The sequence below is a fragment of the Pantoea sp. ME81 genome, assembly GCF_903970985.1.
GTDB lineage: Bacteria > Pseudomonadota > Gammaproteobacteria > Enterobacterales > Enterobacteriaceae > Pantoea > Pantoea communis.
Genome location: NZ_CAJCKS010000055.1, coordinates 1 through 15,700 on the forward strand (window position 1 = coordinate 1; position 15,700 = coordinate 15,700).

A 15,700-nucleotide genomic window follows, 5' to 3' on the forward strand; every position below is an offset into this window, starting at 1 on the left:
GTTCTCTAATACCGTTATCTGGCCGGCCTTCCACTATCGTCTGGATTTAGTGCAGTATCAGCGCGAAGCCTGGGATGGCTATTGCCGTGTGAACACCTTGCTAGCCCAGCGCCTGAAGCCGCTACTGCAACCTGACGATGTATTGTGGATCCATGATTACCATCTGCTGCCGTTTGCAGCCGAGTTGCGCAAATTGGGCGTCAACAATCGCATCGGCTTCTTCCTGCACATTCCGTTCCCGACGCCGGAGATCTTCAATGCGCTGCCACCGCATCAGACACTGCTGGAGATGCTGTGCGATTATGACCTGCTGGGATTCCAGACCGAGTCCGATCGCGTAGCCTTCCTCGATAGCCTGAGCCAGTTGACGCAGTTGCAGAATAAAGGCGAGAAGAAACATCGTGCCTTTGGCAATACCTTTATGACGGAGGTGTATCCGATTGGTATCGAGCCGGATAGCATCAAAGAGATGGCCGAAGGACATCTGCCACCGAAAATGGCGGCAATGAAACGTGAGCTGGGCGATGTGCAAAACATTATTGCCAGCGAGCGGCTCGATTATTCCAAAGGATTACCGGAGCGTTTTCTGGCTTATGAGGCACTGCTGGAGAATTTCCCGCAGCATCGCGGCAATATCCGTTATTCACAAATCGCGCCGACGTCCCGTGGCGATGTGCAGGCCTATCAGGATATTCGCCATCAATTAGAGACAGAAGCGGGGCGTATTAATGGTAAGTACGGCACGCTCGGCTGGACACCGCTCTATTACCTGAACCAGCACTTTGATCGCCGCCTATTGATGAAAATCTTCCGCTTAACCGATGTGGGGCTGGTCACGCCGCTGCGTGACGGCATGAATCTGGTGGCGAAAGAGTATGTGGCTGCGCAGGACCCAGACGATCCCGGCGTGCTGGTGTTGTCACGCTTTGCGGGGGCAGCGAACGAACTGACATCGGCATTGATCGTGAATCCTTACGATCGTGATGAAGTGGCTGCCGCACTCGACAGGGCACTCACCATGCCGCGCACCGAGCGCATCTCGCGCTACAACGACATGATGGCGGTGTTGCGCAAGCAGGATATTACGCAATGGCGTGAGAGCTTCCTGCGTGATTTAAATGCGTTGCCTGCGCGCAGCGCCGATCATGGTATCGCCAATAAAGTCGCGACCTTCCCGAAACTCGCCTAAATCTGCTTTCCGGTGCGCAATGCTGCGCACCGTTTTCACTGCCCATCTTAAACCTGCGAAATCGTTTTCATTTCCTTAAGGAGTAACTGCCTGACACGGTAGCTAAAATCGCACGTTTTGGTTAAAAAGCATGCAATCGAACGTGAAAACAGCTTTTTTTTCATGTCGGCCCTAAAGGTTTGGTTGGTCAGGCCGATAGTTATCTCAAATCAATGCGTCAAATCCCCAATTCATTCATATCACTAATGTAACGCACTGTTACATCCACTGCCGTTCGCTAAACACTCCCTACAAAGCCCTAACAGTTCCCAGGCGCGCTGCGTCCAGTCTTCACGCTTATCTATCATCATGGTGGTAGTGCATTTCAGCAATATTCCCTGTAAGTGATTAATTTAGAAGCAAATAGTTTTTATCAAAATCAGCATATTATGCTGCATTTATGCTTTTAAGTGGCTGCATATCGCCATTTAAAACCAACTCAACAGATAAAAGATCGCGTTGTCATGACAATCGACCACACAGGCTAAAAAGGGGCTTTTTAGAGTGAAATATTAGCGAAACAATTCAAATTCGCTCAAAAAACGTACAACAGAAAAGCAATTCTGAAGCTTCCAGGAAAAAATTTGCCTTAAAAGTGTGACGTAGATCACACTTTATCTAAAATTTCGCACCACTCACGTTGTATGTAGAAATCAGACGATATAGATTTGCGTTGTTTTCGGATTAGTCTTAAAAAACTGTAAGCAGACGTCACGGAAGATGGTTACAACTCAAGAAAAGATTGGCCTGGAGTTTTGACTACTACTGATCAGTGTCCCGGCGGGAAGTGAAACAGTTCAGTACACGTTGGCTTTGCCTGATTATTTTTTGCCATCTTTAGATTTACCAACCAGCAACCCGAACCATAGAACTTTTAATTCTGTGGCCGTATATGTGTCGCGTCTATCAGGATGGAAAAAAATGGGTACATCAGAATTACTAAAACATATATATGACATCAATCTGTCATATTTGCTTCTTGCTCAGCGTTTAATTAACCAGGAAAAAGCTTCAGCAATGTTTCGTTTAGGCATCGATGAATCGATGGCAGATGCATTGTCGCAATTAACCTTGCCTGAGATGGTAAAATTAGCGGAAACCAATCAACTGGTTTGCCAGTTCCGCTTTACCGATCACAACCATATTAACCGTTTGACTCAAGAATCACGCGTGGATGACCTGCAGCAAATCCACACCGGCATTTTATTATCCAGCCGTTTACTGCGGAACGCGTCAAAAGATGATGCTTCTGCGAAGAAGAGGGCGGTTTAATGACCGAGAAAAGTATTGTTCAGGAAGCGCGCGATATTCAGCTGGCCATGGAGCTGATTACGTTGGGCGCACGACTGCAAATGCTGGAAAGCGAAACCCAGCTGAGCCGTGGTCGCCTGATTAAACTGTATAAAGAGCTGCGTGGTGCACCACCACCGAAAGGCATGCTGCCATTCTCAACCGATTGGTTCATGACCTGGGAACAAAATATTCACTCATCGATGTTCTGTAATGCCTGGCAGTTCCTGTTGAAAACCGGGCTGAGCAATGGTGTTGAAGCGGTCATCAAAGCGTATCGCTTGTATCTTGAGCAGTGTCCGCAATCGGACGAGGGCCCGCTGTTGGCGCTAACGCGTGCATGGACCCTGGTGCGATTCGTTGAAAGCGGCATGCTGGAATTGTCTGACTGTAAATGCTGTGGCGGGAGCTTTATTAATCACGCTCATCAGCCTGTTGGCAGCTTTGTTTGCAGCCTGTGCCAGCCGCCATCACGTGCCGTAAAAAGACGTAAACTTTCTGCAGATTCTGCCGATACCTTTCCACAACTGCTGGATGAACAGGTTAAACGCGCCGTTTAAGTTTGTTCGCATCGTGGAAAACATCCAGCAGCGGCTTAGTCCGCTGCTTTTTTTTGCCCACGATTTACGAATAACACCTGCGGCTCTCTGGCTTAACTTCTACCAACACGTTACGGACGTAAGGATTTTTTGTGCTGATTATTCTGGGTTATATCGTAGTCGTCGGCTCCGTGTTGGGCGGCTATATGATGGTCGGTGGCCATCTGGGGGCGCTTTATCAACCTGCCGAGCTGATTATTATCGGCGGTGCCGGTATTGGTGCCTTTTTAGTGGGCAACAATGGCAAGTCGATCAAGAAAACATTAAAAGCTTTGCCAATGTTAATGCGCGGCTCGAAATATAACAAAGCTGTATACATGGATTTAATGGCACTGCTGTATCGCCTGATGGCGAAATCACGTCAGCAAGGCATGCTGTCATTAGAACGTGACATTGAAGATCCCAGCCAGAGCGAAATTTTTGCTAACTATCCGCGTATTTTGTCCGATAAACAGTTGGTGGATTTTATTACCGACTATTTGCGATTGATGGTGAGCGGAAATATGAATGCGTTTGAAATCGAAGCGCTGATGGACGAAGAGATCGAGACCTACGAGCACGAGTGTGAAGTGCCGGCGCAAAGTATATCGGCCATGGGCGATGGCTTACCTGCCTTCGGTATCGTGGCGGCGGTGATGGGCGTGGTACATGCACTGGCCTCAGCCGATCGCCCGGCAGCAGAGTTGGGCGCGCTGGTCGCACACGCCATGGTGGGAACCTTCCTCGGTATCTTGCTGGCTTATGGCTTTATCTCGCCGCTGGCGTCAGTGCTGCGTCAGAAGTGTGCTGAAACCACCAAAATGATGCAGTGCGTCAAGGTGACTTTGCTCTCCAGTCTGAATGGTTACGCACCGCAGATCGCCGTGGAGTTTGGGCGTAAAACCCTGTATTCCGCTGAGCGTCCGTCGTTCTCCGAGCTGGAAGAACATGTGCGTAACGCGAAAAATCCTGCGAAACAAACCTCGGATCAGAACTCATGAAGGCAGGCAATCGCCCCATTGTGCTGGTTAAAAAGCGCAAACATAAAGGTCATCATGGCAGCCACGGCTCGTGGAAGATTGCCTATGCCGACTTTATGACGGCGATGATGGCGTTCTTTATGGTGATGTGGCTGCTCTCAATTTCCAGCCCGAAAGAGTTGATTCAGATTGCAGAATACTTTCGTACACCGCTGAAAGTCGCGCTGACCGGTGGCCAGCGCAGCAGCGACAGCGAAAGCCCGATCCCCGGTGGCGGTGACGATCCAACACGTAAAGACGGCGAAGTGAAGAAAGTGGTCGATATGGATGCGCAGAAGAAAAAGCTGGAGGAGATTCGTCTGAATCGTCTGCGCGAAAAGCTGGACCAGTTGATTGAAGCCGATCCGCGTCTGAAAGCACTGCGTCCGCATCTGATCATCAACATGGTGGAAGAGGGGCTGCGCATTCAGATTATTGATAGCCAGAACCGCCCAATGTTCAAAACTGGTAGCGCAGAAGTGGAGCCGTACATGCGTGACATCCTGCGCGCCATTGCGCCGGTTCTGAATGATATTCCGAACAAAATCAGCCTGGCTGGCCATACGGATGACTTCCAGTATGCGACGGGCGATCGCGGCTACAGTAACTGGGAACTCTCAGCCGACCGCGCCAATGCCTCACGTCGTGAACTGGTGATTGGCGGGCTGGATGGGGGCAAAATGCTGCGCGTGGTGGGCATGGCTGACACCATGAAGTTAAAGAATCGTGGTTCGAACGATGCTGTAAACCGTCGTATCAGTCTGCTGGTGTTGAACCATGACACCCAGGCTGCGATTGAGAAAGAGAACTCTGAGAGCGATGCCGCGCAGATAACTGACCCGGCACAAATTATTCCCGACATTACCGCACCGACCGGTCCCGCTGCATCTGCTGCACCCGCAAGTTCTACCGCTACTCCGGCTTCGCCGGTCAGTGCGGTGGCGCCTGCACCAGCAGCGCAGCCAGCGGCAGGCGCGGTGACACCAGACCAACCCTCACAGCCGAGGTGATCCCGTGAGCATGGACATCAGCGATTTTTACCAGACGTTTTTCGATGAAGCCGATGAGCTGTTAGCGGATATGGAGCAACACCTGTTGGGATTGGATCCCCAGGAGCCCGATTCCGAGCAGTTGAATGCCATCTTCCGCGCCGCCCACTCCATTAAGGGCGGAGCCGGTACGTTTGGCTTTACGGTTTTACAGGAAACCACCCACATCCTGGAAAACATTCTGGATGGTGCGCGCCGCGGCGAAATGCAGCTCAGCACCGACATCATCAACCTGTTTTTGGAAACCAAAGATATTATGCAAGAACAGCTCGATGCCTATAAAACGGCGCAGGAACCCAACGCAGAAAACTTCAAATATATCTGCGAAGCACTGCGTCAGCTGGCGCTGGAAGCCAAAGGAATCGCACCCGAGCCGGCAAAAGTGGCCGACGTGGTGGAGATCGCCGCAGCCCCGGCCACGGCCGCGGGTTTACGCCTGCAACTGATCGATTTGAAAGAGAAAGAGCCGGAACTGATGCTGGAGGAGCTGGGTAATCTCGGCACTGTCTCCAATGTGGTGAAAGGCACCAACTCGCTGGAAGTGACCATTGATGGCGTCGGTAAAGACGACATCGTTGCGGTGCTCTGTTTTGTGATTGATGAAGCGCAGATTCACTTCCCGGAAGGCGCGGCCGCCGTCGCAGCAGCACCTGCCGAAGCCGTTGCGGTGGAAGCCCCTGCACCGGTGCAAACCGCCACCGTAACCGACATCACCCCGCCAGCCAAACGTGAAGCGAAACGTGCGGCAGCGCCGGCCAAAACCAGCGAATCCAGCAGTATTCGTGTTGCGGTTGAGAAGGTGGATCAGCTGATCAACCTGGTCGGCGAGCTGGTGATTACCCAATCGATGCTGGCACAACGTTCTGGCGAACTGGATCCTGTGGCGCACGGCGACCTGCTGAACAGCATGGGCCAGCTGGAGCGTAACGCGCGTGACCTGCAAGAGTCGGTGATGTCGATTCGTATGATGCCGATGGAGTATGTGTTTAGCCGCTTCCCGCGTCTGGTACGCGATTTGGCCAGCAAACTGGGCAAAGAAGTGGAGCTGACGCTGCTGGGTAGCTCTACTGAACTGGATAAGAGCCTGATCGAGCGCATTATCGATCCGTTAACGCACCTGGTGCGTAACAGCCTTGACCACGGTATCGAAACGCCTGAGAAGCGTCTGGCATCGAGCAAAACAGCGGTGGGCAATCTGACGCTGTCAGCGGAACATCAGGGCGGCAATATCTGCATCGAAGTGATCGATGACGGTGCCGGTCTGAACCGTGAACGTATTCTGGCGAAAGCCCTGTCCTCTGGCCTGCCGGTCAGCGACAGCATGAGCGATGAAGAAGTTGGCATGCTGATCTTCGCACCGGGCTTCTCAACGGCGGAGCAGGTCACTGACGTGTCCGGTCGTGGTGTGGGCATGGACGTGGTGAAACGAAACATTCAGGAGATGGGCGGTCACGTCGAAATCTCCTCGAAGCAGGGCAAAGGCACCACTATTCGCATCCTGCTGCCACTGACGCTGGCCATCCTTGATGGCATGTCAGTGCGCGTGGCGGATGAAGTGTTCATTCTGCCGCTGAACGCGGTGATGGAATCCCTGCAGCCAACCGCTGAAGAGCTGAAACCGCTGGCCGGTGGCGAGCGCGTGCTGGAAGTGCGTGGCGAATACCTGCCGCTGGTGGAGCTGTGGAATGTGTTTGATGTGCAGAATGCCAAAACCGACGCGACCCAGGGCATCGTGGTGATTCTGCAGAGCGCAGGCCGCCGTTATGCACTGTTGGTGGATCAGCTGATTGGCCAGCATCAGGTCGTGGTGAAGAACCTGGAAAGCAACTACCGCAAAGTGCCGGGCATTTCTGCCGCCACCATCCTCGGCGATGGTAGTGTGGCGCTAATTGTGGATGTCTCTGCACTGCAATCGTTGAACCGTGAAAAGCGTGTGGCCGGTGCCGCAGCGTAATAGATAAATAAAGGGCAAAAAAATGACTGACATGGCAACCGTGACCAAAATCGCTGGCGAAACCGTGGGCCAGGAATTCTTAGTTTTCACCCTGGGTGACGAAGAGTACGGCATCGACATTCTCAAAGTGCAGGAGATTCGGGGTTACGATCAGGTAACGCGCATTGCTAACACCCCTGAATTCATCAAGGGTGTGACGAACCTGCGTGGCGTGATCGTGCCAATCATCGACCTGCGCGTGAAGTTCGCGCAGCAGGATGTGGAATACAACGAAAACACCGTCGTGATCGTACTGAATCTTGAGCACCGCGTCGTGGGTATCGTGGTGGATGGCGTGTCTGACGTGCTGTCTCTGATGCAAGAACAGATCCGTCCGGCACCGGAATTCGCGGTCACCATGTCCACCGAGTACCTGACCGGCCTCGGCGCACTGGGCGAACGTATGCTGATTCTGGTCGACATCGAGAAGCTGCTGAGCAGCGAAGAGATGGCGCTGGTGGATACGCTGCGTAGCGCGTAATCATCGACAATCACGGGCTGGCAGCATCGGCCCGTGATAATCCCGCATTGAAATAATTTCCATAAAAATCAGATAATAACAATATTTATTCACACAACTTTCATTAAACTCCCTGCCTCGCCCGCCGATAAATATTGCGTTCCATTTACTTACTTTTCCCAGGGCTATCTATGTTAAAAAAAATTCGCGTCGTCACCAGTCTGCTGGTGGTGCTACTGATGTTTGGCCTGCTGCAGGTCATATCCGGTTCAATATTCCTCAAAGCCTTAAACGACGACAAATCCAGCTTCAATGTGTCGCAGTTAGCGAGCCAAAACCTTTCGGCGCTGAATGATGCTTACATGAGCCTCAACCAAAGCCGTGTTGTGTTGACGCGCATCCAGTTGCGTATCGCCACCAGTAAACTGGCCAACAAAAAGCCGGATATTGAGGGGCTGTTCAACGACAGCAAACAGTTCCAGCAAAAAGCAGCGGATAATTTCAAACTCTATAAAGCGATTCCGGATACACCGGGACAAAATAAGGAACTCACAGGTCAACTGGATGAGGGCTATACCGCTTACGCCACGGCATTGAGTCAGATGCAGGATGCGCTTCTCGCCAACGATTTGTCGAAAGCGGGCAGCGTGCCGGTGGCACCGAGCCAAAGTAAGTTCCTGAAAACTTACACCGACTGGCGTGCGGATGTGGCGAAGCTGGCAGCACAAGGCCAGGAAAAAAATGCCGATGCCTTCAGCCGCATGAGCTGGATTCTGGGCGCTATCATGGTGGTGGTATTAGTGGTGATTGGACTGTGCTGGGTGAACCTGCGTCGCATCCTGATTAATCCATTGAACACTAACATTGCCCACATTCAGTCGATCGCGCAGGGTGACCTGACCCAGAGTATTAGCGTTGAAGGCCGCAATGAGATGAGCCAGCTGGCGAGCAGCCTGCATGACATGCAGCAGTCGCTGGTGCGCACTGTCAGTAACGTGCGTGACGGATCTGATGCCATCTTCACCGGTGCGAGTGAAATCTCGGCAGGTAACAACGATCTCTCAGCTCGTACGGAAGAGCAGGCTGCCTCGCTGGAACAGACCGCAGCCAGCATGGAACAGCTGACCGCGACAGTGAAACAGAACGCCGAAAATGCCCGCCAGGCGTCACAGCTGGCGTTGAGTGCCTCGGAAACCGCACAGAAGGGCGGCAACGTGGTGGAAGGCGTCGTACGCACCATGAGCGATATCGCCGGGAGTTCGAAGAAGATCGCTGATATCACCAGCGTGATTGACGGTATCGCCTTCCAGACCAACATCCTTGCGCTGAATGCAGCGGTGGAAGCGGCGCGCGCTGGCGAGCAGGGGCGTGGCTTTGCGGTGGTGGCAGGTGAAGTTCGCAACCTGGCACAGCGCAGCGCCCAGGCGGCGAAAGAGATTAAGGGTCTGATTGAAGATTCTGTCAATCGCGTCAACAGCGGTTCGCAGCTGGTGGGTACCGCCGGTGAAACCATGAGTGAGATTGTCAATGCGGTCACCCGTGTGACCGATATTATGGGCGAAATCGCCTCAGCGTCTGATGAACAGAGTCGTGGTATCGATCAGGTCGGTCAGGCAGTGACGGAAATGGACCGCGTGACCCAGCAGAACGCCTCGCTGGTAGAAGAGTCTGCTGCGGCAGCGGCTTCGCTGGAAGAGCAGGCTAGCCGTCTGAGCCAGTCTGTGGCGGTGTTCCGTGTGCCGCGTGCCGAACAGCCTGGCATGGCCAGTGCCGTGGTGCGCCATCCGCAGATCGCGCCGCCGGTGTTGAGTGCACCACGTAAAGCTGTGACGGCACCAGTCAGCGACAGTAACTGGGAAACGTTTTAATCGTTTGCAGTGGTGTGCGCTGGCGCACCCACTGCCGCAATATCCTTTTATTCCAATAGCATCAATGCGCTTTTATCGTTTACCCGATAAAGGCGCATTTTTTTTAATGACAATTTCTTTAGTTATAAAACACTGTAAAGAAAGTAATTGGCAGAATTATATTTCGTAAAATCCGTTAAAGCCCCTCAAAATTTAACAACTGCGGTCGATAACAGCGGGAGCCGAAATGCCTCACTCTTTGGAGAACCCATGTTAAAACGAATCAATATTGTCACCAGCCTGATCGCAGTCTTGCTGGTCTTTGGTGCTTTGCAGTTACTGTCGGGCGGATTGTTCTGGTCTGCCTTACAAAAAGATAAAGAAGCTTTTGCCGTGGCACAGACGTCGACCAACAACGTCGGCGCGATGTCCGATGCCTGGATCGAACTCAACCAGACCCGTACCGTGTTAAACCGCGCGATGCTGCGCATGCAGGGCAGCATGGCGGCACAATCCAACGGCGGCCAGCTTCAGGCGCTGATTGCGCAGACTGAAAAGCAGCTGGATGTTGCGGCTGGCCATTACCAGCGTTATTACGATTTGCCGGGCACGCCAGGCTTACCGGATGCGTTGCGCGATCGTCTGGAAGCGGACTACGCCGCCTTCAACGATGGTTTGAAAGCGATGCTGGAACGTTTGAAAGCTAACGATCTGCAAGGCATGTTTGCGCAGAACATTGAAGCCAAACAGGTGAAGATGAAGGCCACCTATGCAGAGTGGCGCACGGCGCAGAGTGCGCTGGCGGCGGAAGGCGTGGCGCAGAACCAGCAAGCGTTCCACACCATGATGTGGCTGCTGGCGGTGGTGGCATTGGTGGTGGTGTTTGTGATTGTCGGCTGCTGGTTCGGTCTGCGTGCGGTGCTGATCCAGCCATTGCATCAGCTGCTGGGCCAAATCCGCCATATCGCTTCTGGCGATCTGACGCAGAATATTGCCGTGGAAGGACGTAACGAGATGACCCAACTGGCGGCCAGCCTGCATGAGATGCAGCAGTCGCTGGTGCGTACCGTCAGCAACGTGCGTGACGGCTCTGATGCCATCTTTACCGGCGCGAGCGAAATCTCGGCGGGCAACAACGATCTCTCCGCTCGTACTGAAGAGCAGGCGGCTTCGCTGGAACAGACGGCGGCCAGCATGGAGCAACTGACGGCTACCGTGAAGCAGAATGCCGAGAACGCCCGTCAGGCATCTCAGCTGGCGCTCAGTGCTTCTGATACCGCACGCAAAGGCGGTGAAGTGGTGGATGGCGTGGTACGCACCATGAGTGATATTGCCGGCAGTTCGAAGAAAATCGCCGATATCATCAGCGTGATTGATGGCATTGCCTTCCAGACCAATATTCTGGCACTGAACGCGGCAGTCGAAGCCGCTCGCGCGGGTGAGCAGGGTCGCGGCTTTGCAGTAGTCGCCGGTGAAGTGCGTAATCTGGCGCAGCGCAGTGCGCAGGCGGCGAAAGAGATTAAAGGTTTAATTGAGGATTCGGTGAATCGTGTTAACAGCGGTTCGCAGCTGGTCGGCACCGCCGGTGAAACCATGAATGATATCGTCGGCGCGGTCACGCGTGTCACGGATATCATGGGCGAGATCGCCTCAGCGTCGGATGAGCAGAGCCGCGGTATTGATCAGGTCGGCCAGGCGGTCACTGAGATGGATCGCGTGACCCAGCAGAATGCGTCGCTGGTGGAAGAATCCGCCGCTGCTGCGGCGTCGCTGGAAGAGCAGGCCAGTCGTTTGAGCCAGTCAGTGGCGGTATTCCGCGTGCCGCGTGCCTCGCAGGCCACTGCGGCGGTGCGCTCGTCACCGAGCGTGCAGCCGGTGCTGAGTACACCGCGCAAAACTGTCACCGCGCCAGTGAGTGACAGCAACTGGGAGACATTTTAAACGTTTTTAACCGGGCGCACGCAGGTGCGCCCGTTCACCTGTCGGCACACTTTAATTTATCCCTGATCCTCCCTAATTCCCGCTGGTCCAACCCGTTGAAGACAACTTAAAGATCCCCCTGCGAACGCCGATAACAGGAGCGATCCGCCAACCAATGAGGTGTTTATGTTTAGTCGTATTCGTGTCGTTTCCGGGCTGTTATGTGTGCTGGCACTGTTTGCCTTGCTGCAGCTGTTTTCCGGAGGGATGTTTTTTACCACGGTGAAAGCCGATAAAGAGAATTTTGCCTACAACCAGCGTCTCAGCACGCTGCAACGGGCGATGGGCACCTCTTGGGTATCGCTGGTTCAGGCGCGTAACACGCTGAACCGTGCAGGGATCCGCTATTTGCTGGATAGCCAGCAGGCTGGATCAGGTGCGACCGTGAAAGAACTGGTGGCGCTGGCAAGTGAGGAGTTGAAAAACGCTGACCAGGCTTTTGCCGAGTTCAACGCCAATTTGTCAGAAAAAGGCAAAAGCGCAGAGAACGTTAAGACGCTGCAGGCCAACTACAACGCCTTCCGTGGTGGACTGGCCGAGCTGATTGATTTCCTGGGTAACGGGAACTTCAAAGGCTTTGTCGATCAACCAACGCAGGGTATGCAGGATAAATTCGAGAAGGATTACACCGCATGGCTGAACTACAACATCGTGCTGGCAAAGCAGGGTATTGATGCCAACGAAAGCGCCTATCAGCACTCCATCATGCTGGTGATCGGTACTTTGCTGGTGACCCTGCTGGTGATTGCACTGGTATGGAGCGGCATGCGCAACGTGCTGATTCGTCCGTTGAAACAGAGCATCGACCATATCCGTCACATCGCGCGTGGCGATTTGACGCAGCAGATTGATGTCAGTATGCGCAACGAGATGGGTGAATTGCTCAGCTCACTGCAGCACATGCAGCAGGAGCTGGCGAATACCGTGCGTACCGTGCGTGATGGTTCAGACGCTATCTACACCGGTGCCAGCGAGATCGCCATGGGTAACAACGATCTCTCTTCACGTACTGAACAGCAGGCCGCTTCTCTGGAAGAGACCGCTGCCAGCATGGAGCAGTTGACCGCGACCGTGAAGCAGAACGCCGAAAACGCCCGACAGGCTTCGCAGCTGGCGCTCACTGCCTCTGAAACCGCGCAGCATGGCGGCAAAGTGGTGGATGGCGTTGTCACCACCATGAAAGAGATCACCGGCAGCTCGAAGAAAATCGCGGACATCATCAGTGTGATCGATGGCATCGCGTTCCAGACCAACATTCTGGCACTCAACGCGGCGGTTGAAGCAGCACGCGCGGGTGAACAGGGCCGTGGCTTTGCGGTGGTGGCGGGTGAGGTGCGCAGTCTGGCACAGCGCAGCGCCCAGGCAGCGAAAGAGATCAAAGGTCTGATCGAAGATTCGGTGAGTCGCGTCAACACCGGTTCGGTACTGGTGGAGAGCGCAGGCGAAACCATGACCAACATCGTCAACGCCGTCACTCGCGTCACCGACATCATGGGCGAAATCGCCTCGGCGTCGGATGAGCAGAGTCGCGGAATCGACCAGGTGGGTCTGGCCGTGAACGAGATGGATCGCGTGACACAGCAGAACGCCGCGCTGGTAGAAGAGTCAGCCACGGCGGCTGCCGCACTGGAAGATCAGGCCAGTCGACTGAAACAGTCGGTTGCGGTGTTCAATATTGGTAAAGAATTTGTCGCTCAGGCCGTTAACGTATCTACAGCGCCAAAAATGTTGCGTCCAGCCGCAGTCAAAGCGTTGGCTCAACCCGCAGGTGCACGTAGCGCGGACGATAACTGGGAAACCTTTTAATCCGTGTGGCCGCCGCAAGGCGGCCCAGCTGGCAGCGCAGCAGTAATCGCAGTATCACAATTTAATCAGTTTGTTGCCGGGTGACCTGACATGAAGAAATCGACGTTATTGGATCAAAGTGAAGCGACAACGCTGCTCTCGCAAATGGTGCAGCGCCTGCCGCTTTCAGATACGCATTTTCGTCGTATCAGCCAGCTGATCTATCAACGCGCAGGCATCGTGCTGGCCGATCACAAGCGGGAGATGGTTTATAACCGCTTAGTGCGCCGTTTGCGCACGCTGAACATTGATGATTTTGGTCGTTATCTGGCGTTACTGGAGCAAGACCAGAACAGTGCAGAGTGGCAGGCGTTTATTAACGCGCTGACCACCAATCTGACCTCATTCTTCCGCGAGGCGCACCATTTCCCGATCCTCGCGGATCATGCGCGTAAGCGCAGTGGCAGTTACAGCGTCTGGAGTACCGCCGCCTCAACCGGCGAAGAGCCGTACTCCATCGCCATGACGCTGGCGGAAACGCTGGGTACCGGACCGGGTAAGTTCCAGGTGCACGCCAGCGACATTGATACACAGGTACTGGAAAAAGCCGTAGCGGGCGTGTACCGCCAGGAAGAGCTGCGCACCTTATCGCAATCGCAGCTGCAGCGCTTTTTCCTGCGTGGCACCGGGCCGCACGAAGGCATGGTACGCGTACGCTCCGATCTCGCCAGCATGGTGAACTATTCGCAGCTGAATTTACTGGCCAACGACTGGGCGTTGCCGGGTCCGTTCGACGCAATATTCTGTCGCAACGTGATGATTTATTTCGATAAAGAGACGCAGGAAAAAATCCTGCGCCGTTTCGTTCCCCTGCTGAAGCCCGGCGGTGTGCTGTTCGCTGGACACTCAGAGAACTTCAGCCAGATCAGTAAAGAGTTCTGGCTGCGTGGACAGACAGTCTATGGATTGACCAAGGAAAGACGATGAGCAAAATCACCGTGATGTGCGTGGATGACTCCGCGCTAATGCGACAGTTGATGACGGAGATCATCAACAGCCACGCCGATATGGAGATGGTCGCCACCGCGCCCGATCCGTTGGTGGCGCGGGATTTAATCAAGCAATACAACCCACAGGTGCTGACGCTGGACGTCGAAATGCCGCGTATGGATGGCCTCGACTTCCTTGAGAAGTTAATGCGCCTGCGTCCGATGCCAGTCGTGATGGTGTCATCGCTGACCGGTAAAGGATCGGAAGTGACATTACGCGCGCTGGAATTGGGCGCAGTGGATTTCGTCACTAAGCCGCAGTTGGGTATTCGCGAGGGCATGCTGGCTTACAGCCAGATGATCGCCGACAAAATTCGCGCAGCGGCCCGGGCCAAATTGCATGCGCGCCCGGCCACACCCGGCCCGGTGATGCTGAAAGCTGGCCCGCTGTTGAGTAGTGAGAAGCTGATTGCGATTGGCTCTTCCACTGGCGGCACCGAGGCGATTCGCCATGTACTGCAGCCGCTGCCCGCGACCAGCCCGGCGCTGCTGATCACGCAGCACATGCCGCCAGGGTTTACCCGCTCGTTTGCTGAGCGCCTGAACAAGCTGTGCCAGATCACCGTGAAAGAAGCGGAAGATGGCGAACGTATTTTGCCCGGTCATGCCTATATCGCACCGGGCGCGATGCACATGGAGTTGGGCCGTAGTGGCGCCAACTACGTGGTGAAACTGAATGATGGCCCGCCGGTGAACCGTCATAAGCCGTCTGTTGACGTGCTGTTCCGGTCCGTGGCGGTGCACGCAGGACGAAATGCCGTGGGTGTCATCCTCACCGGGATGGGTAACGACGGTGCCGCCGGGATGCTGGAAATGCATCGCGCCGGTGCCTGGACCATCGCGCAGGATGAAGCAAGTTGCGTCGTCTTTGGTATGCCGCGCGAAGCGATTGCGATGGGCGGCACCAGTGAAGTAGTCGATTTAGGACACATCAGTCAGCACATGCTGGCAAAAATTAGCGCCGGACAGGCATTGCGAATTTAACGAGCCCGTCCTGCCGGACGAGACAACACAGGAGTAGATATGGCTGATAAAAACATGCGCTTTTTGGTGGTGGATGACTTCAATACGATGCGTCGTATCGTCCGCAACCTGCTAAAAGAGCTGGGATTCAACAACGTTGAAGAAGCAGAGGACGGTGTTGATGCACTGACCAAACTGCGTGCGGGTGGTTTTGATTTCGTGGTGTCCGACTGGAACATGCCCAACATGGACGGTCTGGAACTGCTGCAGACCATTCGTGCGGATGCGGCATTGAGCAAACTGCCGGTGCTGATGGTCACCGCCGAAGCGAAAAAAGAGAACATCATTGCAGCTGCCCAGGCCGGTGCCAGCGGTTATGTAGTGAAGCCGTTCACCGCAGCCACGCTGGAAGAAAAGCTGGGTAAAATTTTCGAAAAACTGGGTATGTAAGGAGATGTG

At 54.2% G+C, this 15,700-nt stretch carries 13 protein-coding genes; all 13 read left to right on the forward strand.

Annotation, left to right across the window (positions count from 1 at the left end; translation table 11 throughout):
* The coding region (otsA, locus tag H7A81_RS12220) for an alpha,alpha-trehalose-phosphate synthase (RefSeq protein ID WP_182057640.1) at positions 1-1,189 on the forward strand (1,189 nt) is incomplete at its 5' end.
* Between the two features lie 960 nt (positions 1,190-2,149).
* Complete coding sequence (flhD, locus tag H7A81_RS12225; RefSeq protein WP_034821852.1) at positions 2,150-2,500, forward strand: flagellar transcriptional regulator FlhD; 351 nt, start codon at positions 2,150-2,152, stop codon at positions 2,498-2,500.
* A complete protein-coding gene (gene flhC, locus H7A81_RS12230) occupies positions 2,500-3,078 on the forward strand; it encodes a flagellar transcriptional regulator FlhC (protein ID WP_034821849.1) in 579 nt (192 codons plus the stop codon). Before flhD ends, flhC begins: the two co-directional genes overlap by 1 nt.
* Positions 3,079-3,209: 131 nt before the next feature.
* A complete protein-coding gene (gene motA / locus H7A81_RS12235) occupies positions 3,210-4,097 on the forward strand; it encodes a flagellar motor stator protein MotA (protein WP_034821846.1) in 888 nt (295 codons plus the stop codon).
* Positions 4,094-5,125 carry a flagellar motor protein MotB gene (motB, locus tag H7A81_RS12240; protein WP_166931712.1) on the forward strand — a complete coding sequence of 344 codons (1,032 nt, stop codon included), beginning with the start codon at positions 4,094-4,096 and terminating at the stop codon, positions 5,123-5,125. Before motA ends, motB begins: the two co-directional genes overlap by 4 nt.
* Before the next feature lie 10 nt (positions 5,126-5,135).
* Positions 5,136-7,118, forward strand: a complete 1,983-nt coding sequence (gene cheA / locus H7A81_RS12245) for a chemotaxis protein CheA (protein WP_182057649.1) — start codon at positions 5,136-5,138, stop codon at positions 7,116-7,118.
* 22 nt (positions 7,119-7,140) lie between these two features.
* Positions 7,141-7,638 carry a chemotaxis protein CheW gene (gene cheW, locus H7A81_RS12250; protein ID WP_034821837.1) on the forward strand — a complete coding sequence of 166 codons (498 nt, stop codon included), beginning with the start codon at positions 7,141-7,143 and terminating at the stop codon, positions 7,636-7,638.
* A 170-nt stretch (positions 7,639-7,808) separates the two neighbouring features.
* Entirely contained in the window at positions 7,809-9,485 is a 1,677-nt protein-coding gene (locus H7A81_RS12255) for a methyl-accepting chemotaxis protein (RefSeq protein ID WP_182057641.1), read from the forward strand.
* A 249-nt stretch (positions 9,486-9,734) separates the two neighbouring features.
* Positions 9,735-11,405 (forward strand): methyl-accepting chemotaxis protein, encoded by a 1,671-nt coding sequence (locus H7A81_RS12260; protein WP_182057642.1) that lies wholly within the window; start codon positions 9,735-9,737, stop codon positions 11,403-11,405.
* A gap of 165 nt (positions 11,406-11,570) precedes the next feature.
* Complete coding sequence (locus H7A81_RS12265) at positions 11,571-13,250, forward strand: methyl-accepting chemotaxis protein (protein WP_182057643.1); 1,680 nt, start codon at positions 11,571-11,573, stop codon at positions 13,248-13,250.
* Positions 13,251-13,340: 90 nt separating this feature from the next.
* Entirely contained in the window at positions 13,341-14,216 is an 876-nt protein-coding gene (gene cheR / locus H7A81_RS12270) for a protein-glutamate O-methyltransferase CheR (protein WP_034821825.1), read from the forward strand.
* Positions 14,213-15,262, forward strand: a complete 1,050-nt coding sequence (locus H7A81_RS12275) for a chemotaxis response regulator protein-glutamate methylesterase (protein ID WP_058959712.1) — start codon at positions 14,213-14,215, stop codon at positions 15,260-15,262. The genes cheR and H7A81_RS12275 overlap by 4 nt, the downstream gene beginning before the upstream one ends.
* A gap of 39 nt (positions 15,263-15,301) precedes the next feature.
* Positions 15,302-15,691 (forward strand): chemotaxis response regulator CheY, encoded by a 390-nt coding sequence (cheY, locus tag H7A81_RS12280; protein WP_007892562.1) that lies wholly within the window; start codon positions 15,302-15,304, stop codon positions 15,689-15,691.
* The last annotated feature ends 9 nt before the right edge of the window (positions 15,692-15,700 follow it).

What these genes read in the sequence shown, in the direction of transcription:
- flhD (WP_034821852.1), top strand. Translation starts at nt 2,150, where the DNA reads ATGGGTACATCAGAATTACTAAAACATATATATGACATCAATCTGTCA.
- H7A81_RS12255 (WP_182057641.1), top strand. Translation starts at nt 7,809, where the DNA reads ATGTTAAAAAAAATTCGCGTCGTCACCAGTCTGCTGGTGGTGCTACTG.
- cheA (WP_182057649.1), top strand. Translation starts at nt 5,136, where the DNA reads ATGGACATCAGCGATTTTTACCAGACGTTTTTCGATGAAGCCGATGAG.
- H7A81_RS12275 (WP_058959712.1), top strand. Translation starts at nt 14,213, where the DNA reads ATGAGCAAAATCACCGTGATGTGCGTGGATGACTCCGCGCTAATGCGA.
- flhC (WP_034821849.1), top strand. Translation starts at nt 2,500, where the DNA reads ATGACCGAGAAAAGTATTGTTCAGGAAGCGCGCGATATTCAGCTGGCC.
- H7A81_RS12260 (WP_182057642.1), top strand. Translation starts at nt 9,735, where the DNA reads ATGTTAAAACGAATCAATATTGTCACCAGCCTGATCGCAGTCTTGCTG.
- cheY (WP_007892562.1), top strand. Translation starts at nt 15,302, where the DNA reads ATGGCTGATAAAAACATGCGCTTTTTGGTGGTGGATGACTTCAATACG.
- motB (WP_166931712.1), top strand. Translation starts at nt 4,094, where the DNA reads ATGAAGGCAGGCAATCGCCCCATTGTGCTGGTTAAAAAGCGCAAACAT.
- cheW (WP_034821837.1), top strand. Translation starts at nt 7,141, where the DNA reads ATGACTGACATGGCAACCGTGACCAAAATCGCTGGCGAAACCGTGGGC.
- cheR (WP_034821825.1), top strand. Translation starts at nt 13,341, where the DNA reads ATGAAGAAATCGACGTTATTGGATCAAAGTGAAGCGACAACGCTGCTC.
- H7A81_RS12265 (WP_182057643.1), top strand. Translation starts at nt 11,571, where the DNA reads ATGTTTAGTCGTATTCGTGTCGTTTCCGGGCTGTTATGTGTGCTGGCA.